Raw genomic sequence first — 19,581 nt, forward strand, 5'->3', positions numbered from 1 at the left:
CATGCTGCGCCTGCTTCTCGCCCTGTTCACCGATCCCGCTGTCGCCCGGCCTCGCCGCCGCCAGCCGCAGCGCAACGGCTTCACCCTGGTCGAACTGATGGTGGTCATCGTCATCATCGGCCTGCTGGCGACAGTGGTGATGATCAACGTCATGCCGAGCCAGGACCGGGCGATGGCGACCAAGGCGCGGGCCGACATCGCGACCCTTTCGCAGGCCATGGAGATGTATCGGCTCGAAAACATGCGCTACCCCACCGACCTGCAGGCGCTGGCCTCGGCGCGTCCGGGCGGCGGCGGCGGCTATGTGCGGGGATTGCCAAACGATCCCTGGGACCGGCCCTACCAGCTCGCCGTTCCGGGTCCCGACAGCGCACCGTTCGATATCTACTCGCTGGGGGCCGACGGGTCACCCGGCGGCGAAGGCGAGAATGCCGACATCCGTGGCAACGCTTCCTGATCCTCGCCGCGAGGCCGGCTTCACCCTCGTCGAGCTGCTGGTTGTGCTGGCGGTGATGGGCCTGCTCGCGGGCATTGCCGTGTGGCGCTGGCCGGCGGGCGACGAGCGTGCGCGGACCGATGCCGTTGCGCTCGCCAGCCGCATCGCAGCCGCCCGCGACCAGGCGATCCTCTCCGGCCGCCCACTCGCGCTCGAGGTCGACCAGACCGGCTATCGCTTCGAGGCTCGGTCCGGTGGCCGGTGGCAGCCCGCCACCGACGCGTCGCTGCGCGAGCGGCGCTGGAGTGGCAACGTCCGCCCGGCCCTGCCCTCCCCGCGCGTCCGCCTGCGCTTCGACAGCGTCGGACTGCCGGATTCGGCGCTGAGCATCACCCTTCAGGGCCGCCAGAGCCGGTCCACGGTCGAGATCCTCGCCGACGGGGAGATCAAGGTCGGGTGACCCGCAACGGCTTCACCCTGCTGGAGCTGCTGGTGGCTCTGGCGGTCTTTTCGATCGCGGCGCTCGCCCTGCTGCGCCTCGATGCCGTCGCGGTCGCCACCACCGCCGATCTCGCCGCGCGCGAGGGGGCGATGCTGACCGCCGAGAACGAGGCCGCGCGCCTCCTTACCGATCCCGGCGCGCCGACGATCGGAAGCGCCGACCGCAACGTATCGAACGGCGGCCGTCAATTCCTTGTTCGCGAAACCATTTCGCCGACGCCTGACAAGAGGCTGGTCCGAATCGACCTGGCAGTCCGCGATGCGCAGGGCGGCGGCCAGGCGGCACTGACCCTGTTCCGGAGGGTGCCGTGACCCCCCGCCGGTCCGAACTGGGCTTCACCCTCGTCGAGATGGTGGTCGCCCTGCTTATCTTCGCCGTTCTTGCGGGCGCCGGTGTCGGGCTGCTTCGAGCGAGCGTCGATACGCAGGAGGTGGTCGGCAAGGCTCTTGCCGACCTTGGCGAGGCGGCGCGGCTGCGAAGCCTGCTCCAGGGCGACCTTGGTCAGGCGCTGGTTCGACCGCTCGCCGATGCCCCGACCGGATTCGCCGGCCGCGCCGACGGCATGACCCTCGTGCGCGCCTATGAGCCGGCGGAGCGGAGCGCCGGCTCGATCGATGTCCAGGCGGTGCGCTGGAGCCTCGCCGGCGGGGCGCTGGTCCGCCAGACGGTCGACCCTGATGGCGCCACCGCCGGTCCGCCCGCGACGCTCGCCCGCGATGTCGCGGCCATCGCGCTCCGCTACCGGGCACCGGACGGCACTTGGCGCGGTACCTGGCCGGGCAGCGCCAGCGATCCTCCGCTTCCGACCGCCGTCGAGGTTCGGATCGAGCAGCAGGGCAAGGCCCCGATCACCCTGCTCGTCGCGCTCCCGCCGGTTCCGCCGCCACCTCCACCACCTGCACCGGCGCCGGGGCAGCCGGCATGATCGTCCACCCCTCCGAACGCGGCGCCGCGCTGCTCACCGTGCTGATGCTGGTCGCGGTGATCGCGACCATCTCCGCGACGGCGCTCGACCGCCTGACCGTCGCCACCCGCCTTTCCGCCAATGGCGCCTTCGCCGCGCAGGGGCGCCAGTGGCTCGGTCTTGCCGAGCAGCTTGCCGCCGCCCGCCTCGAGGATCTCGCCAGCGCCGACGCTGCCCGCACCCTCCCCGGGCCGTGGCTCGGCCAGCGGCGCGAGATACGCCTGCCCGACGGCGGCCTCGTCCGCGCGGAAGTGCGGGATGCCGGCAATTGCTTCAATCTCAACAGCCTGGCGCGGCCGCAGGCGGATGCAAGCAGCATCGCCGACCCGCTCGCCGTGCAGCAGATGCTCAGCCTGCTGACGCTGCTCGGCGTGGATTCGGGCCGCGCCTCCGGCATCGCCGCCGCCGCCGCCGACTGGGTCGACAGCGACCGCTCGCCCCTGCCCGGCGGGTCCGAGCAGCGCGCGTCGGGCAGCGGCTGGCCGCCTGCCAACGCCCCCTTCGCCGACGTCGGGGAGCTTGGCGCGGTGCAGGGAGTCACGCCCGAGATGATGACCATCGTCGCGCCTTTCCTCTGCGCGCTGCCCGAGCAGGCGCCGAGCGCGCTCAATCCGAACACCATGCTGCCGGAGCAGGCACCCCTGCTCGCCATGCTCGCCCCGGCGCAGCTCGGCCTCGCCGCCGCCCGCGCGCGCATCCTCGATCGTCCGGCGAGCGGCTATCAGAGCAGCGTCGCCTTCTGGCAGTCCGCGAGCGTCGCTCCGCAAGCCTTGCCGCCGGGCGCGGGCGAGCAGATCCGGCTCAAGTCCCGCTGGTTCGAGTTAAGCGCCGAAGTTTCGAATGGCGGTCAGTCGCTTGCCAGCACCACCCTGATCGATTTGCGCGAAGCCCGTGCCCGCATCGTCCGCAGGCGCTACGGGGAGGCCGGATGACCGACTTGCTTCTCCTCCTCCTGCCCGCCGTCTGCGATCCGGCCGACGCCGCCGTCCACTGGTGGCGGCTGGCGGACGGCAGCGTCGCGGAGCTTGGCAGCGACGAGCGCTGGCGCGCCTTGGCCGTACCGCCGACGGGCGGCGCGGGTCTGCCGGTGGTCGCCCTGGCGCCAGTCGCGGCGGTCTGCCTCGGCTGGCCGGAGCCGGAAGGCGCCACCTTGCCCCAGCGGCTCGGCGTGGCGAAGGCGACCGCGCTCGGGGACGCGGTCGGCGATCCTTCCACCCTCCATCTCGTCGCCGGCATGGTCGAAGAAAGGATCGCGGTTGCCACCGTTGCCAACGGCAGCATGGTCGAGTGGATCGACTGGCTTGGCGGCTTCGGGGTCGACCCCGTCGCCATCGTCCCGGTCGGCCTTCTGCTTCCGCCCGCCGACGAGTGGCGCGCAGCCGTGCTCGGCTCCGAGCGGATGATCGGGCGCGGGGGCCTGCTCGCCCCCGACGAACCTGCCCTGCGCGAGGCGCTGGTCGGCGAGGCGGAGCTGCCCATGCTGTCCGACGACGAGGTTGCGCAGCGTATCCTTTTCCTCGCCCAGGCGCTTCCGCTCAACCTCCGCAGCGGCCGCTTCGCGCGGCGGCGCCTGTTCGTCCTCGACTGGCGGCGGGTGCGCGAGCTTGCCGCCCTTGCCCTCCTCATCCCCGTGCTCGGGCTCGCCATGGCGCTGATCATGCTCTTCCGGCTCGATGCGGCGAGTGACCGGCTCGAGGCGGAGACAGCAAGGATTGCCTCCTCGACCCTTGGCCGCGAGCTGACGGCGACGGCGGCCGTGGGCGCGCTCGATGCGCGGATCGGCGAGACGCCGGGGGCGAGCGGCTCGGCCTTCGTGCCCCTCACCGCGCTTTACCAGCAGATCCAGCAGGTGCCCGGCACCACCGCCATGGCCGTCAACTGGCGCGCCGACGGAACGCTTACCGCGAGTCTGGCGGCTACGCGTATCGAGGACGTCAATCGATTGCTGCTCGCGCTGCAGCGGGCCGGCTATCGGGTGACGGCCACCACGCGCGCCGGTACGGGCGGGCAGATGATCGCCGACCTGACCCTGAGGAGCGCGGAATGAGCGCGGTGCGCGACTGGTGGCTGGGGCGGACCGTGCGCGAGCGCTGGCTCGTCGCCCTCATGCTCGCCATCCTCCTCCCCCTGCTCGCCTGGCTGCTGGTCGCGCGGCCGCTGATCGTGGCGCTCGAGCAGGCCCAGCAGCGCCATGTGCAGGCGGTCCGCCAGCACGGCCTGGTGCTGGCGCAGGTCACCCAGCTGCGCTCGGCACCGCGAATCGCGGCCGGCAGCACCGCCGCCGCCCCGATCGCGCTGAGGGTCACCGATGCCGCGGCCCGCGGCGGGATCTCGCTTTCGGCCAACCAGCCGCTCGGGCCCTCGTCGACCGCCATCACCCTCGCGCCGGCCAGCCCCACCGCCGCCCTTCGCTGGCTCCGGCAGCTGGAGCCGAGCGGGATCGTCGTGCGCGAGCTCGGCATCACGCCGCAGGGCAACGGCCTCGTCGTGGTCAACGCGACCCTCACCCAGGGTGCTGGGCGATGAACCGGCGCTGGGCCGTCTGGACCTCCGGGATCGCGCTCCTCGCGGCGCTGCTGATGCTGCCCTTGCGCGTCGCCTTGCCCGCCTCGGACCTTCAGCAGCTCGGCCTCAGCGCGCGGCAGGTCGGCGGCTCGATCTGGTATGGGCGGATCGGTGAACTGATGCTCGGCCGCCAGTTGCTCGGCACCTTCGACGTGCGGCTCGATCCCGGCGCCCTGCTGCTCGGCCGGATCGCCATGCCGTTCGAGCGGCTCGACGCCGTGCAGGGTCCGCTGACCGGCGTGCTCCGCGCCGGCGGATCGCTGCGCGGAGTCGAGCGCCTCAACGGCTCGCTGCCTGCCGCCAATCTCCTCGGCGGCGCGCCGGTCGATGCGATCAGCTTCACCAACGCCACGATCCTGTTCGAGGATGGCCGCTGCAGCGAGGCGACCGGCCAGATCGCCGCCAATCTCGCCGTCCGCTTCGGCCCGCTCGCGCTGGACCGCGGGTTCCGCGGCGCCCTTGCCTGCGAGGGCGAGCGCGTGCGTGCCCGGCTGGCGAGCGACGCCGGCACCGAGCGGCTGGAATTCTTCGTCAGCAACGAGGGCCGGGTGCGCGGCTGGATCACCATCCGGAGCCCGCTTCCCGGCCTCGACACCATCCTGTCGACCTATGGCTTCCGAACCTCGCCGGACGGCCTGACCCTGCCGTTCGAAACGCGCCTGTGACGCCACTTCTGGCGGTGCCCGCCGGGCTGCTGCTCGGCGCCATCGTCGGCAGCTTCCTCGCCACCTTGTGCCTGCGCTGGCCGGAAGGGCGAAGCGTCGGCGGCCGCTCGCAATGCGACGGCTGCGGCCGGCAGCTTGGCGCCCGCGACCTCGTGCCGCTGCTGAGCGCCGCGCTGGCCGGGGGCCGGGCGCGCTGCTGCGGCGCGAGGATCGACCCGCTGCACCGACACGTCGAATGGGCGGCGGCGCTGATCGGCGCCCTGTCTCTCTGGATCGCGCCGAGCCCTGCCGGCTTGGCCCTCGCCCTGTTCGGCTGGATGTTGCTGCCCTTGCTTGTTCTCGATCTCAGGCACTTCTGGCTTCCCGACCGGCTGACCATCCTGCTTGGCCTGACCGGACTCGCCGGCGGTAGCCTGCTCGACCTCGCCAGCCTTGAGCGCCGGCTGATCGGGGCCGTGGCGGCGGGGGCCCTGCTGTTCCTGATCGGCTTAATCTACCGACTGACCCGCAGGCGCGAAGGGCTCGGCGCCGGAGATCCCAAGCTCCTTGCTGCCATCGCCTTGTGGGTAGGACCGGAACTGACCGTCCTCACCCTGCTCGGCGGCGCCCTCCTCGGCCTCGCCTTCGCGCTGCGCCATCGTCATTCGGCCACGACCGCCCTGCCCTTCGGCGCCTTCCTCTGTCTCGCCGCCTGGCCGGTCGCGGCGTTCGTGATGACGGGTGTGGCCTGGAGGCCATAACGTTCGCCCGGAAGCGCCCTGATCCGGTTTCAGGCGAGTAACATCGGGAACCCTCCTCCGCCGCAGGACTTCACCCCTGATTGCTTGTTTCTCTTTCCGAACCTTGCCCGAGCGGCCAAGTCGTGTCCCCACGATGAGCGCCAAGATGCTTGAGGCTGCCCGGCCGACGGGCGACGTCGCGCCGATGTTTCGCCGGCGACTGCTGGCCGGCACCGTCGGCCTGATCGCCTTGTGGGCGGCGCCCGCCGCGGCGGCACAGCCGACAAGGCCGCCCGAGGAGCGCCCGCTCTGCCCGCCCGAGCCGCCGACGGCGGCCCCTGCCCCGCCTGCCGGCGCGAACCTGCCCGAGGTGGAGACGATCGTCTGCCGCGAGGAGGTGGAGAAGGACGTGCCGCCGCTCGGCGCCGACGATCCCGCGCTCGGCCAGCCGCTGGAGAGCATCGCCGAGTTCGAGCAGCGCCTCCGCGCGTCCGAGGCGCAGGCCGGCGACATCGCGCCCACCGCCGATCCCGAGCTTGCCGTTCCGCTCCCCCCGCTGAACCAGTTCGACGTGCGGGAGGTCGAACTGGCCCAGCCGGAGCCTGACCGGGCCGCGGCCGAGATCCGCTACCAGGTCCGCGTCGAAGGACTGGAGGCCGCCGACGGCGCCACCGACATCGCGCTGCGCGACCAGTTCGACGATCTGTCGGCGCTCCGCAGCGGCCGGGCCGCGAACGAAGCGCAGCTTTCCGCGCGGCTGACCGAGGACAGCGAACTGCTCCTGCGCATCCTCCAGGCCGAAGGTTGGTACGATGCGGCGGTCCGCACCCGCATCGACCGGCCGAGCGGGCCGGACAGCCAGTCGACCGCCGCCGTGCTGCTCGTGTCACCCGGCGAGCGCTACCGGATTGGCAGTATCGCCATCCAGGCCGATCCGACGGTCCCGGCCAACCTCATCAGCGACACCCTTGCCCTGCAGCCGGGCGAGCCGATCGTCGCCCAGCGCGTCCAGGGGGCGGAAGCCAATATTGCGGTGACCCTTCCGCAAAATGGCTATCCCTTCGCCACCGTCGGTCAGCGCGACGTCCTGCTCGATCCCGAAACGCGGCTCGGCGACTATGTGCTTCCGGTCACGGTGGGTCCGCGCGCACGGTTCGGCGGTATCCGCACCACCGGCGACCTCGCCTTCGACACCCGGCACATCGGCGTCCTCGCCCGCTTCGACCAGGGCGAGCTCTACGACAGCCGCGACGTCGACGACCTCCGGCAGGCGCTGGTCGCCACCGGCCTCTTCTCCACCGTCGCGGTCGCCCCCGAGCGGAGCGGCCAGCTCAACCCCGACGGCACCGAGCAGGTGACCCTGCTCGTCACCCAGGACGCCGGGCCGCCGCGGACCCTTGCGGCAAGTGCTGGATACGGCACCGGGCAGGGTTTCCGGGTCGAGGGCAGCTGGACACACCGCAACCTGCTGCCACCCGAGGGTGCGCTGATTGCGTCGGTCGTGGCGGGTACGCAGGAACTCGGCGCAAGCGCCATCTTCCGCCGGTCGAATGCGGGCAGGCGCGACCGCACCTTTCAGGCCGGCGTCGAGGCGCTTCGCAGCAATTACGACGCGTTCGAGGCGCTGACCGGGCGGCTGTTCGCGCGGCTCAGCTACGACAGCACGCCGATCTGGCGCAAACCCATCACCTGGGGAATCGGTGCGGAAGTGCTGGGAACGGTCGAGAAGGATTATAATCTGGCGCGGTCCGGCCGCCGCGACCGCAAGTTCCTGATCGGCAGCCTGATCGGCCAGCTCGGCCTTGACCGCACCGACAGCCTGCTCGACCCCACCCGCGGCTTCCGGGCGCAGATCCTCGCCCAGCCCGAAGCGGCGCTCGGCGGCGGCTTCAATCCCTATTTCCGCAGCCAGCTCGACGGCAGCGCTTATTATCCGTTTGGCGACAGCATCGTCCTCGCCGGCCGGGCGCGCATCGGGACCATCCTCAACGTCGACCGCTTCGACCTCGCCCCGTCCCGGCGCTTCTATGGCGGGGGCGGCGGATCGGTGCGCGGCTTTGCCTATCAACAGCTCGGCCCCAAGGACCCGGAAGGCGATCCGCTCGGCGGGCTCAGCCTGGTGGAGGGCGCGGCGGAGGTGCGCTATCGCTTCGGCGACTATGGCGTGGTCGGCTTCGTCGACGTCGGCCAGGTCTATGACCGGCGCGTGCCGACCTTCGACGACCTGCGCGCCGGCGTCGGCATCGGAGCCCGTTATTATACCAGCTTCGGCCCAATGCGCATCGACGTGGCGACCCCGCTCGGGCGCCGGCAGGGCGAGAGTCGGCTCAACATCTACATTTCCATCGGCCAGGCCTTCTGATGAGCGAGCTTACGGCCGAGGCAGGAGCAGGCGCTGCGCCGGTCGAGGAGCGGATCGTCGTTCGGCAGCGGGCCAACTGGCCGGTGCGGCTCGCCAGATGGCTGCTGGGCCTCGTCATCGGCTTCTTCCTGCTGGCCGGACTGATCGTCCTCGGCATCAACACCGACCCAGGACGCCGGTTCGTCGCCGACCAGATCGAAGGGCTCGAGTTCGCCAACGGCATGAAGATCGGCGTCGGCCGGATCGACGGTTCGATCTATGGCGACCTCACCATCCATGGCTTCACCTTGTCCGATCCAAGGGGCGTCTTCTTCGCCGCGCCGCTCGTCCGGCTCGACTGGCGCCCATTCGACTATCTCGACAACCATCTCGACATCCGGCGCCTGACGGCCCCGACCGCCACCCTTGCCCGGCTGCCGGAGTTCCGGGCCACGCCGCCGAGCGACGGCCCGCTCCTTCCCGATCTCGACATCAGCATCGGTCAGCTCAAGATCGATCGGCTGGTGGTCGGCCCGTCGGTCACCGGCGAGCGAAGGGTAGGCTTCGTCGAGGGCCGTGCGCGCATCGCCGACCGCCGTGCGCAGGTGGCGCTCCAGGCGTCGGTGTTCGGCGGGGAAGGTCGCGCCGGCGGGGATCGCCTCGTTCTGGCGCTCGATGCCGTGCCCGAAGACAATCGCCTGGCGCTCAACGCCTTCGTCAGTGCGCCGACCGGCGGCGTGCTGGCACGGATGGCGGGGGTTGACGAAGCCTTCTCCGCGCGGCTCCAGGGGTCGGGCGACTGGAAGCAGTGGAACGGGCGCCTGCTCGCCGATCTCGACGATGCGCCCTTTGCCCGGCTCCAGCTGACCGCGCGCGACGGACGGTTCGGGGTGCGCGGGCCGACCCGCATCGCGCGGCTGGTCGAAGGTCCGACGGCGGCACTCCTCGGTCCGATCACCACCATCGACCTTCAGTCGAGCTGGCAGAACCGCCGGGCCGACCTCAACGGGCGCATCGGCAGCGACGCCTTCACCCTCGTCGCCAATGGTATGGCGGATGTCGGACGAAACCGGTTCGACGACCTCCGGCTGAACTTCGCTCTCCTCAAGCCGAGCGTGCTGGCGCCCAATCTCACCGGTCGCGAGCTTCAGGGTGTCGCGACTCTGAACGGCGAAATGCGCCGCCCGGCGGTCGACTACCGCCTCACCGCCTCGACGCTCGCCTTCAACGACATGGGCCTGCAGGGGCTGGTGGCGGAAGGAGAGGCACGCTTCGACGGGCCCCAGCTGCTCGTACCGATCGCCGCCCGAGCCCGCGCCATCACCGGCCTCGACACGGTGGCGGGCGGAACGCTTCTGAACGTGCGGCTGGACGGCGACCTAGCAGTCGACTGGCCGCGGATCGTGTCGGACAACATCCGCATCCGCTCCGACCGGATCGACGCCCGGGCGATCATCCTCGCCGACGTCGGCCGGGGCCTTTACACCGGCGCGCTCGATGGACGGATCAACAATTACCGCGTCGACAGCCTTGGCATCTTCAACATCACCACCGACGCCGACGTGAGGAGACTCGCCAGCGGCGGCATCGGCCTCGTCGGGCGGGTGAGAGCCCAGTCGACCCGGCTCTTCAACGAAGGCGTGCGGGACTTCCTCGGCGGCAACCTCGTTGCCTCGAGCGACGTGGCTTATGGCGCCGACGGACTGATCCGCTTCTCGCGGCTGCGGCTGAATGCGCCCGATCTCCGCGTCACCGACGGCCGCGGTTTCTATGCGCCCGACGGCCGCGTCGCCGTCACCGCGAGCGGCGTCTCGCGGCAATATGGACCGGTCGGGGTCGAGGTGACCGGCACCGCCTCCAACCCGCGCGCGACCGTCACCGCAGCGCGCCCGGGCTTCGGACTCGGCATCGCCGGCCTGCGTGCGGAGATCCGCAGCAGGGGCAATGCCTATGACGTGCTGGCCCGCGGCCGGAGCGACTATGGCGACTTCACCGCCGACGTGTCCGTCCAGACGGCTGCGGGGCCGCTGACCATCGACATCCGCCGGGCGACCCTTGCCGGGATCACCGCACAGGGTCGCGTGAGGCAGACGGCGGCGGGTCCGTTCGCCGGCCAGCTCCGCGCCACCGGCGACGGGATCGGCGGGCTGGTGCGCCTCGACGCGGTCGGCCGCTACCAGCAGGCCGTCATCAACCTGCGCGCGCGCAACGCCGTCCTGCCCGAGCCGGCCGGCATCGCGGTCGGTGCCGCCATCGTCGACGCTCGCGTGATCCTCTACGACCAGCCGGAGATCGTTGCCGACGCGCAGCTCGCGCAGGCGCGCTTCGGCACCACCGACGTCTCCGCCTTCCGCGCCATCGTCAATTATCGCGGCGGACAGGGTTTCGCGCGCGGCATTGCCGAGGGCAGTTCGGGAGTCCCCTTCCGCCTCGCCTTCAACGCCGACCTCCAGCCGAACCTGTGGCGCGCCGCGCTCAAGGGACGGGTAAACGGCGTCGACGTCCGGACCGCCAGCCCGGCGCGCATCGTGCCTCGCGGCGGGACGTACGAGCTGCTCCCGACGCGCCTCCAGCTCGACCAGGGAAGCGCGCGGATCGCCGGAAGCTATGGCTCCGAGCTTCGCCTGCAAAGCCGGATCGACGGCGTCGACCTCACCGTCATCAACATCTTCGCGCCCGACCTCGGCCTCGGCGGACGCGCAACCGGAAGCATCGACTTTGCCCAGCGCGGCGATGCCCTTCCGATGCTCGACGTGAGCCTCGCCGTGCGCGGGCTGACCCGCACCACCGCCGCTGCCGTCAGCCGGCCGATCGACGCGAATGTGGTCGCCCGACTGAATGGCGGAAGCGGGTCGCTCAACGCCGTCCTGCGCACCCGCGGAACGGTGGTCGGACGGGTGCAGGCGGCGATCGCCCCGGCGGGCGGCGGAAGCTGGACCGAGCGGGTCGCGCGGGCACCGCTGCGCGGCGGCATCCGCTACGTCGGCCCGGCCGACGCGCTCTTCTCGCTGGCGGGCCTTTCGGACCAGAGCCTCAGCGGCCCACTCGGAGTCGCCGCGGACTTCTCCGGACGGGTCGAGCAGCCGTCGCTGCAGGGCGTCGTGCGCGGACGCAACCTCACTTATACCAATGCGACCTATGGCACGCGGCTCACGAACCTTGCCATCCAGGGCCGCTTCACCGGCGAGCGGCTGCAGGTGGACCAGCTGACGGCCAGCGCCGGCAGCGGCACCGTGCGCGGCAGCGGCTATGTCAGCCTGGCGTCGGCGAGCGGCTACCCGGCCGACTTCGACCTCACCCTCAACGATGCGCGGCTCGCCAACAGCGACGCCCTGCGGGTGACCGCCACCGGCAATGTCCGGCTGGTCAAGGCCGCCAACGAGGCGCCGGTGCTGCGCGGCACGGTGCGGCTGCCCGCCACCCGCTACCAGATCGTGCGCGAAGGCGCGGCCGACGTGCCGGTCCTCACCGGCGTCCGGTTCAAGCCGCCGAGGGGCCGTCCCCGGGTCACCGGCGACGCGCCGCCACCGTCGGCGAGCGCCAGCTTCGGCGACGTTCGCCTCGACCTCACCATCGTCGCGCCGGGCGAGCTGTTCGTCAGCGGCATGGGGCTGGAATCGGAATGGCGCGCCAACCTGCGCGTGACCGGCACCAGCCAGGATCCGCGGGTCGCCGGCGCCGTCGACCTGGTGCGCGGCACGCTTGGATTCGCCGGCCGCTCCTTTGCCCTCCAGGAAGGACGCATCCGCTTCAACGGCGGGCGCACCGGCGATGCCACGGTGGCGCTCAGCGCGACCGAGACGATCGACGATGTCGACGTGACGGTAAACGTGACCGGCGCCGCCACCGACCCGCGCATCAGCTTCACCAGCTCGCCCGGCCTCCCGCAGGACGAGATCGTGTCGCGCATCCTGTTCGGCAATTCGGTCGGCCAGCTGTCGACGCTCCAGGCCGTGCAGCTGGCGGCGTCGCTCAACACGCTGCGGGGGTCCGGCGGCGGGCTCAACCCGCTCGGCCAGCTTCGCCAGCTGGCGGGCGTCGACCGGCTCCGCATCCTTGGGCCCGACGACACCGACGGCCGCGGAACCGCGCTGGCAGCGGGCAAGTATATCGGCGACGACATCTACCTCGAGGTCATCACCGATGCCCGCGGCTTCACCGCCACGCAGCTGGAAGTCACGCTCAGCCGGAGCCTGTCGATCCTTAGCCAGGCCGGCGGATCGGGCGGCACCAACGTCAACGTGCGCTACCGGAAGAACTATTGATGCGCCCGAGCGCGGTTCCACTGCTTCTCCTCGCCCTCACCGCCTGCGGCGACCGGCGGAGCTTTGACGAGCGCTATTCGGACACGAGCGACAAGCTGGAGCAGAAGGCGCGGCAGCTGGACGAGAACCTCGCCGCGGCCGCGAACGCAGCCGACTCGGCGGGCAACGAAGCGGGCGGCTCAACGCGCACCGACTGACGGCGGGTGGCGCTGGCTTACAGGGGTGTTCAGGCCTCCTGCCGCCGCATGCGCGCGACCAGCTCGGCGATGCCCGGCTTCTGTCCCTGGGCGAGCAGGCTGGCCCGGAACAGCCGGCCGAGCAGGACCAGTTCGAGGACGACGAACGCCGCGAGCACGAGGCCGGAGCCGATCACTTCCCACGCCGGAATGCCAGCGCCGAGGCGGGCAAGCACGGCGAACGGCGTCCACACCGGGATCCAGGTCAGGACAGTGATGCCGATGCCGGTGCCGCCGTCCATGATGCCCTGGATCAGGATGGTGATCGGCAGGATGATGAGGAGGATGATGGGCATCAGATAGCCCTGGGCGTCGTTCATCGAATCGCTGATCACGCCGACCGCCAGGAAAAAGACCGAGATGGCGACGTAGCCGACGACGAAGAAGTAGATCATCGCCGCAATGGTGCCGGGCGACGTGAGCGGCGCCAGTGCGGGGCGGATCAGGTCGGCGATCGCCCCCTGCGTCGCATAGGCCGCGACCACCCCGCACCCGATCCAGACCGCGATCATGGTGAGGCCGACGCCGACCGTGCCGGCCAGCTTGCCATACATCAGCTCTTCCGGGCTGACGGCGGCGAGCACCGTCTCGAGCAGCTTGTTGGAGCGCTCCTCGACCGTGCCCTGGAGCATCCAGCTGCCCGACAGCATGAGGCTCATCATCAGGAGGTAGGAAGCGGCGAGCGGCAGGATGGAACGGACCAGCAGCGACTCGCGCGCGCCGCCACCGGGCGGCGGCTGGGTGATCTGCAGCGCGGGCGTGACCGTCGCGGCCGCCGCCGCGACCTCCGGCGCAACTCCGCGTTCGGTCAGCAGGCTCTGGCGGAGGCTGCGCGTCAGCACGTCCTGCACCGTCGAGACGAGCCGCGAGTTGGGCTGCCCGCCCGTCCACAGGCGCACGGCGCCGGTCGCCGCGAAGTCCGCCGGGACCAGCACCACCGTGTCGATCCGCTTGGCCGCCTCGTCGGCGGGCTGGAGCAATTGCCTGACCCGGCCGTCGAGCTGTGCGGCGGGACGCCGGACCAGGTCGGCTTCGGGCGCCACCAGTTCGGTGCGCTCACTCGGCGGCTCGAATTCGGGCGTGCCTTCGGGCAGCGCGGGGCGGAGCTTCGCAGCCGCTGCTTGCCAGCCGCCGGAGGATGCGAACCGGGCGACTTCGGCGTCGGCAAACCAGCGATCATGCTGCGCCCAGGGCGCACGCGGAGCGACCGCGTCGAGCTTGTGACGCTGGACGTAGCGCGCCAGGGCATTCAGCACATCGCGCTGATGATCGAGCCGCAGCCGCTCGGTGATGGCGGCCGACGCCGCGCCGCCGCTCTGGTCGATGACCATCACCCGGTCGGCCTCGTCATTGTCCATGAAGCGCTGGGTGAGCGGTGCGATGGCGAAGGCCAGCGGCAGGATCAGCAGCGTCAGCCAGAAGCTGCGCATGCGGGTGATCTGGCGGAACTCGCGGGCCGCCACCAGCATGATGTTCTTCACTGCTGCGTCTCCTGTGGCCCGACCACGTGCAGGAACACGTCGTGAAGGCTCGCCCGCCGTTCGTCGAAGCGGCGCAGCGGAATGCCGGCCGCCGTCATGTGCTGCAGGAGGTCGGCGGCCTGGTGGGCGGGTTCGAGCTCGACCGCCCACTCATGCCAACCGTCGCCGACTTCCCCGCCCGCCTCCGCCCGAGTCACGCCCGGCAGGCCGGCGGGCGATTGCTGGGCGACGATGGTGAGGCGACCGGGCAGCAGGCCGCGTGCATCGTCGAGATTGCCTTCGAACTTCTTCTGCCCCTTGGCCAGCAACAGCAACCGGTCGCACAAGCGCTCCGCATGCTGCATGACGTGGGTGGAGAAGACCACGGTGGCACCCCCGGCCGAGGCGCGCTTGATCTCGTCCTCGAGCAGGCCCTGGTTGACCGGATCGAGGCCGGAAAAGGGTTCGTCGAGGATCAGCAGCCTCGGCCTGTTGACCACGGCGGCGGCGAGCTGGACCTTCTGCGCCATGCCCTTCGACAATTTGTCCATGGTCGAGCGCGCATTGGCGGCGAGGCCGAAGCGATCGAGCAGGGCGAGCCCTTCCGCCTTTGCGTCGCCGGTGGTCATGCCCTTCAGGCGACCGAAATAGATGATCGTGTCGAGCGCCGACATGCTCCGGTAAAGGCCGCGCTCCTCGGGCAGGAAGCCGAGCAGGGTCCGGTTCTCGCGCCCCGGCGCGCGCCCCAGCACGGAGATGCCCCCTTCGGTCGGCCTGATGATGTCGAGCACCATGCGCAGCGAGGTGGTCTTGCCCGCCCCGTTCCCACCGAGGAAGCCGAACACCTCGCCATGACGGACGTCGAAGCTCAACCGGTCGACCGCGGTGACCGCCCCGAAGCGCTTCGTCACCCCGCTCAGCGACAGCGCCACTTCTTCCTGCACAGACGACCCCAGTTCCGCTCGATGCCGAGGCAGCAAGGGAGCGGAACGGCCCTGCCCGGTCAACCTCCATCTGCCAGCGATCTACCGACGTCCGCAGGAATTCGACAGGCGATCTCAACCGAACTGCGGACAGCTTCCGGCCATCGCAAGGGGCCCGATAATCATGAGCGCTGCTGACCATCGACCAGCCAGCTTCACCGCCCTGGCCAGCCGCCCGGAGTGTGCGGCCAACGAAAAAGCCCCAGAAAACCGCTTGGTTTTCCGAGGCTTTGTAATGGTGGGCGTGGCAAGGATTGAACTTGCGACCCCTGCGATGTCAACGCAGCGTGGAAAGCGGGAATGGCGGAAAACTGCGCTTCAGAATGCTGGTTCGCACCCGGATTTAGCCCATTTCACCCGCTTTGTGAGCTTTTTCACCCGGATTACACCCGGATCGCACCCGGATGGATTTCCAGGTGCTCGGTCCTTCCGTCCTTTCACGCAAGACCACGTCTATCTGTTTGATCAAGCGCAGGTTTGCGCTTGCCAGGCTCGCCCCAAGCAGCTTCAAAGGGGTTGAGATCCCAAGCACGGTCAACCCGAGGTCGCAATGTCAGCTTTGTTAAGGTGGGTTGCCAGCAAGTCACTGCTCTTCGTCCTGCTTTTCCTAGGAATCGCGGCTTTCACTTTCTTCGGACCTGCCATCCGGGCGGCGCTTACGCCAACACACCTACGCCAAGAGATTATGTCATTGGCGGACGTAAGAATGCGCTTGGCAGAATCCCGCGCAGTAACTCAGAACAAGCTTGAGCAAACGGCCAGCACCTTCAAGGCGCAAGGTGTTGAGCAGCTTCAACTCCGGCTGACCGCAGCCCATCGGGAACTGCAGGGAGCAGAAGCGGAGCGCCGCCATCCTGTAGCCTTCACCCCGGACGGTTTCGATGCAGCCGCGTCCGAGTTTGGCCCGGAGGTTGTGGATGTGCACCTCGACCGCATTGCTCTCGACTTCTTCCTGCCAGCCGTAGAGCCGTTCCTCGAGTTGCGCCCTGGATGACAGTTTCTGAGGATGCTCCATCAGGGTCTCGAGGACCGTGAACTCGCGGCGGGAAAGGGTGAGGCTCTCCCCGGCCTTGGTCACCACGCGATTGGCAGGATCGAGGCTCAGGTCGGCCCATTCAAGCACGGGAGTTGCACGTCCTTGGCCGCGACGGACGATGGCGCGAAGCCGTGCCGCAAGTTCGTCCAGGTCGAACGGCTTGCCGAGGTAATCGTCGGCCCCGCTATCCAGGCCAGTGATCCTATCGAAGGTTGCGTTCCTGGCAGTGAGGAGCAGCACCGGCGTCGAACTTCCGGCCTTTCGCCACTCCTGCAAAAGGTCCAGCCCGAAGCCGTCTGGAAGGGCGAGATCGAGAACGATGGCGTCGTAGCTCCAGTCGGTCGCAGCCGCCTTCGCATCATGCAAATTGTCGACGGCATCGACGGTGAATCCGGCGAGCGCGAGCCCGGCTTCAACCGCCTCACGCAACATGGCGACGGCTCTCGGAGCCGCAATGCTGCTGTCATCGATGGGCGCGATGACGATTTTCCTTGGACTAGGGCTTGGCCTCGCCTTGCCGTTCCTGATCCTCGCCTATGTTCCCGCGAGCCGTCGCTGGCTGCCCAAGCCTGGACCGTGGATGTTGACCTTCCGCCGCATCCTGGCGCTTCCGATGCTCCTGACGACTGTCGGGTTGCTGTGGCTGTTGGGCCGACAAGGCGGAACGGCCGCGATGACGGCAGGAGCGCTTGCCGCACTGTCGATCGCGGTTGGTTTGTGGTGGGTCGGCCTGCGCCAACAAGCTGGCCGATCGCGGAGCTGGCTTCCCCTTGCGGCGTCCGCTTTGGCGATCGGCCTGCTCATTGTGACAGCTCCACCGCGAACGGTCGCCGCCGCGCCTGCGCCTGCGATCGGCGGGATCGAGCCCTTTACCGAGAAGCGCCTTGCGGAGCTTCGTAGCGCGGGCACTCCCGTTTTCGTCGACTTCACCGCCGACTGGTGCCTGACCTGCAAGGTCAACGAGAAGGTCGCCATTGAGCGGCCGGAGACGAGAGCCGCGTTCGGTAAGGCTGGCTTAGTGACGCTGCGAGGGGATTGGACCAACGGGGATCCCACGATCACCCGCTTCCTGGCCCGCCAGGGCCGCAACAGCATCCCCTTCTACCTCTTCGTGGCACCAGGGAAATCGCCCGAGATCATGCCGCAATTGCTGACATCTCGGATGCTCATTGAGCGGGCCGTGGACGCCAAGACTTGACACGACATTAGAGAACTCTAAATAAGCGATGTCTTATGGAGAGTCGCATGGATACGGAGCTTCTGGCTCAATTTGGCGCCCAGGCCGAAAAAGCTGTGGGTCTGCTTAAATCGATGGCCAACGAATGCCGGCTGCTGGTGCTCTGTCACCTCGCGGCGGAGGGCGAGCTGTCGGTCGGGCAATTGCAGGACCGCGTCGGCCTCGGCCAGTCGGCCCTGTCGCAGCACCTCGCCAAGCTGCGCGAGGAAGGCCTCGTCGCCACCCGCAAGGAGTCGCAGACGGTTTTCTACAGCGTCTGCGATCCCAAGGCGCAGCAGGTGCTCGCGCTTCTCCACGACCTTTTCTGCCCCGAGCTCGGGGCCTCCAATTCCAGCAGGAGCTAGTCTGATGACCACCGCTTCAACCAACGATCGCCACATCGAGCACGCCGTCGCGCAGGTCGCCGACGTTATTCACGGGGAGCTTCGCGCACCGCAGGTGAAGGCGTTCTTTGACGAGCCGACCTTCACCGTCAGCTATGTCGTCAGCGATGCCGCCACCAAGCGGGCGGCGATCATCGACAGCGTCTGGAACTTCGATCATGCGTCGGGCCGCACCAGCTTCGACAGCGCCGACAAGATCGTCGCCTATGTCGAGGAAGAAGGCCTGACGGTCGACTGGATCCTCGAGACCCACGCCCATGCCGATCACCTGTCGGCGGCGCCCTACCTCCAGCAGAAGTTGGGTGGGAAGATGGCGATCGGGCGTGAAATCGTGACCGTGCAGGGCGTGTTCGGGAAGATCTTCAATGAGGGCACTGAGTTCGCTCGCGACGGCTCGCAATTCGACCGCCTGCTCGACGATGGCGACGTGCTCGACATTGGCGGCATTCCGCTAGTCGCGCTGCACGTACCCGGCCACACCCCGGCAGACATGGCCTATGTCGTCGGCGACGCGCTGTTCACCGGCGATACGATGTTCATGCCGGACTATGGCTCGGCCCGCGCCGACTTTCCGGGCGGCGACGCGCGGCAGCTGTATCGTTCGGTTCGCCGGCTGATGAAACTGCCGGACGAGACCCGCGTGTTCCTTTGCCACGACTACAAGGCGCCGAACCGCGACGAATATGTGTGGGAAACCACCATGCTCGCCGAGCGCACCGCCAACGTCCACATCCACGAGGGCGTGAGCGAGGACGACTTCGTCGCCATGCGCACCCAGCGCGATGCCACGCTGTCGATGCCCAAGCTGATCCTGCCGTCGCTGCAGGTGAACATGCGCGGCGGGCACCTGCCTGAGCCGGAGGATAATGGCGTGCGCTACCTCAAGCAGCCGATCGACCTGCTGTGAGCGCGCTATTCGCCAACGCACAGCCGCTCCACGGCCTCGTCGGCGGCGTGATGATCGGCCTTGCGGCAGCGCTGATGTTGCTAGGGGCCGGTCGGATCGCCGGTGTTTCAGGTATCACCGCGCGCGCCACCGGCCTTGCCGACAGCGGCATGTCGCGCAGCAGCGCGTGGATGTTCCTGATCGGCCTGCCGCTCGGAGCGCTGCTGGTCGCTGCGATCATCGGACAGGGCGAGGCCGAGTTCGCCTCGTGGCCCGTCCTCGTCGCCGCTGGCCTGCTGGTCGGTATCGGCACCCGGATGGGCAGCGGCTGCACCAGCGGACACGGCGTGTGCGGCGTCAGCCGTCTGTCGCAGCGCTCGATGATCGCCACTGCCACCTTCATGGCTGCGGGCATCGCCACGGTTGCCGTCATCAATCTCATCGGAGGCCTGTAATGAGTGTCGCACGACGCTTCCTTCCGCCGCTGTTGTCAGGCGCGCTGTTCGGCGGCGGTCTCAGCATCGGCGGGATGACCGATCCCGCGCGGGTACGAGGCTTCCTCGACCTGTTCGGCGCATGGGATCCGACACTCGCCTTCGTCATGGGTGGTGCGGTGATCGTCATGGCGATCGCCTGGCGATTGCAGGCGCGGATGGCGCGACCGCTGTTCGGTGAGCGCTTTGCGTTGCCGGACCGGACCGACCTCGATGGCAAGCTGGTCGCCGGCTCCGCTTTGTTCGGCATCGGTTGGGGCATTGCCGGCCTGTGCCCCGGGCCTGCCGTCGCTTCACTCGCGCTGGCGCCCACGGCCGTTCTCCCGTTCGTAGCCGCCATGCTCGTCGGCATGGCCCTTCACCGTTTCATCCCCGAGCGCCGCGCGCTCGCTGCTCAAGGAGCCTGAAC

21 protein-coding genes are annotated in these 19,581 nt (G+C 69.5%); 18 read left to right on the top strand and 3 right to left on the bottom strand.

The annotated features are described in order from the left end of the window. Position 1: 1 nt before the first annotated feature. From gspG to JOY29_RS04575, 12 genes are all read left to right on the top strand, one after another. Positions 2–457, top strand: a complete 456-nt coding sequence (gene gspG, locus JOY29_RS04520) for a type II secretion system major pseudopilin GspG (protein ID WP_300974998.1) — start codon at positions 2–4, stop codon at positions 455–457. Beyond that, on the top strand, positions 429–896 hold the full coding sequence (locus JOY29_RS04525) for a GspH/FimT family pseudopilin (RefSeq protein WP_300974999.1): 468 nt from the start codon (positions 429–431) through the stop codon (positions 894–896). Before gspG ends, JOY29_RS04525 begins: the two co-directional genes overlap by 29 nt. Further along, positions 893–1,249: a type II secretion system minor pseudopilin GspI gene (gspI, locus tag JOY29_RS04530; RefSeq protein WP_300975000.1), complete on the top strand. Its 357-nt coding sequence runs from the start codon at positions 893–895 to the stop codon at positions 1,247–1,249. Before JOY29_RS04525 ends, gspI begins: the two co-directional genes overlap by 4 nt. Beyond that, positions 1,246–1,863 (top strand): GspJ family type II secretion system protein, encoded by a 618-nt coding sequence (locus JOY29_RS04535; protein ID WP_300975001.1) that lies wholly within the window; start codon positions 1,246–1,248, stop codon positions 1,861–1,863. The genes gspI and JOY29_RS04535 overlap by 4 nt, the downstream gene beginning before the upstream one ends. Next, a complete protein-coding gene (gene gspK, locus JOY29_RS04540; RefSeq protein WP_300975002.1) occupies positions 1,860–2,834 on the top strand; it encodes a type II secretion system minor pseudopilin GspK in 975 nt (324 codons plus the stop codon). The genes JOY29_RS04535 and gspK overlap by 4 nt, the downstream gene beginning before the upstream one ends. Further along, positions 2,831–3,949, top strand: coding sequence for a type II secretion system protein GspL (gene gspL / locus JOY29_RS04545; protein WP_300975003.1), 1,119 nt, complete (start codon positions 2,831–2,833; stop codon positions 3,947–3,949). The genes gspK and gspL overlap by 4 nt, the downstream gene beginning before the upstream one ends. Further along, entirely contained in the window at positions 3,946–4,428 is a 483-nt protein-coding gene (gene gspM / locus JOY29_RS04550) for a type II secretion system protein GspM (RefSeq protein WP_300975004.1), read from the top strand. Before gspL ends, gspM begins: the two co-directional genes overlap by 4 nt. Next, the gene (gene gspN, locus JOY29_RS04555) at positions 4,425–5,132 is read left to right on the top strand and encodes a type II secretion system protein N (protein WP_300975005.1); all 708 of its coding nucleotides are present in this window, start codon (positions 4,425–4,427) and stop codon (positions 5,130–5,132) included. Before gspM ends, gspN begins: the two co-directional genes overlap by 4 nt. Beyond that, the gene (locus JOY29_RS04560) at positions 5,129–5,872 is read left to right on the top strand and encodes an A24 family peptidase (RefSeq protein WP_300975006.1); all 744 of its coding nucleotides are present in this window, start codon (positions 5,129–5,131) and stop codon (positions 5,870–5,872) included. Before gspN ends, JOY29_RS04560 begins: the two co-directional genes overlap by 4 nt. Before the next feature lie 133 nt (positions 5,873–6,005). Further along, on the top strand, positions 6,006–8,213 hold the full coding sequence (locus JOY29_RS04565) for an autotransporter assembly complex family protein (protein WP_300975007.1): 2,208 nt from the start codon (positions 6,006–6,008) through the stop codon (positions 8,211–8,213). Next, a complete protein-coding gene (locus JOY29_RS04570) occupies positions 8,213–12,457 on the top strand; it encodes a translocation/assembly module TamB domain-containing protein (RefSeq protein ID WP_300975008.1) in 4,245 nt (1,414 codons plus the stop codon). Before JOY29_RS04565 ends, JOY29_RS04570 begins: the two co-directional genes overlap by 1 nt. Next, entirely contained in the window at positions 12,457–12,654 is a 198-nt protein-coding gene (locus JOY29_RS04575; protein ID WP_300975009.1) for a hypothetical protein, read from the top strand. The genes JOY29_RS04570 and JOY29_RS04575 overlap by 1 nt, the downstream gene beginning before the upstream one ends. Positions 12,655–12,683: 29 nt before the next feature. On the opposite strand, the gene JOY29_RS04580 is transcribed toward JOY29_RS04575, so the two are convergent. Both JOY29_RS04580 and JOY29_RS04585 read right to left on the bottom strand, forming a co-directional pair. Next, the gene (locus JOY29_RS04580) at positions 12,684–14,174 is read right to left on the bottom strand and encodes an ABC transporter permease (protein WP_300975010.1); all 1,491 of its coding nucleotides are present in this window, start codon (positions 14,172–14,174) and stop codon (positions 12,684–12,686) included. Beyond that, positions 14,171–15,097, bottom strand: a complete 927-nt coding sequence (locus tag JOY29_RS04585; protein WP_300975011.1) for an ABC transporter ATP-binding protein — start codon at positions 15,095–15,097, stop codon at positions 14,171–14,173. Before JOY29_RS04585 ends, JOY29_RS04580 begins: the two co-directional genes overlap by 4 nt. Positions 15,098–15,260: 163 nt before the next feature. On the opposite strand from JOY29_RS04585, the gene JOY29_RS04590 reads away from it, so the two are divergent. Then, entirely contained in the window at positions 15,261–15,656 is a 396-nt protein-coding gene (locus tag JOY29_RS04590) for a hypothetical protein (RefSeq protein ID WP_300975012.1), read from the top strand. Positions 15,657–15,824: 168 nt separating this feature from the next. On the opposite strand, the gene JOY29_RS04595 is transcribed toward JOY29_RS04590, so the two are convergent. Further along, positions 15,825–16,604, bottom strand: a complete 780-nt coding sequence (locus JOY29_RS04595; RefSeq protein ID WP_300975013.1) for a response regulator transcription factor — start codon at positions 16,602–16,604, stop codon at positions 15,825–15,827. Between the two features lie 82 nt (positions 16,605–16,686). On the opposite strand from JOY29_RS04595, the gene JOY29_RS04600 reads away from it, so the two are divergent. The 5 genes from JOY29_RS04600 to JOY29_RS04620 are packed head-to-tail and all read left to right on the top strand — an operon-like array spanning position 16,687 to position 19,579. Next, on the top strand, positions 16,687–17,370 hold the full coding sequence (locus JOY29_RS04600; RefSeq protein WP_300975014.1) for a thioredoxin family protein: 684 nt from the start codon (positions 16,687–16,689) through the stop codon (positions 17,368–17,370). A gap of 47 nt (positions 17,371–17,417) precedes the next feature. After that, positions 17,418–17,753, top strand: coding sequence for a helix-turn-helix transcriptional regulator (locus JOY29_RS04605; RefSeq protein WP_300975015.1), 336 nt, complete (start codon positions 17,418–17,420; stop codon positions 17,751–17,753). 4 nt (positions 17,754–17,757) lie between these two features. After that, on the top strand, positions 17,758–18,699 hold the full coding sequence (locus JOY29_RS04610; RefSeq protein ID WP_300975016.1) for an MBL fold metallo-hydrolase: 942 nt from the start codon (positions 17,758–17,760) through the stop codon (positions 18,697–18,699). Next, positions 18,696–19,133, top strand: coding sequence for a YeeE/YedE thiosulfate transporter family protein (locus JOY29_RS04615; RefSeq protein WP_300975017.1), 438 nt, complete (start codon positions 18,696–18,698; stop codon positions 19,131–19,133). Before JOY29_RS04610 ends, JOY29_RS04615 begins: the two co-directional genes overlap by 4 nt. After that, a complete protein-coding gene (locus tag JOY29_RS04620) occupies positions 19,133–19,579 on the top strand; it encodes a DUF6691 family protein (protein WP_300975018.1) in 447 nt (148 codons plus the stop codon). The genes JOY29_RS04615 and JOY29_RS04620 overlap by 1 nt, the downstream gene beginning before the upstream one ends. The last annotated feature ends 2 nt before the right edge of the window (positions 19,580–19,581 follow it).

The sequence above is a fragment of the Sphingomonas sp. LHG3406-1 genome, from assembly GCF_029637485.1.
Classification (GTDB): domain Bacteria; phylum Pseudomonadota; class Alphaproteobacteria; order Sphingomonadales; family Sphingomonadaceae; genus Sphingomicrobium.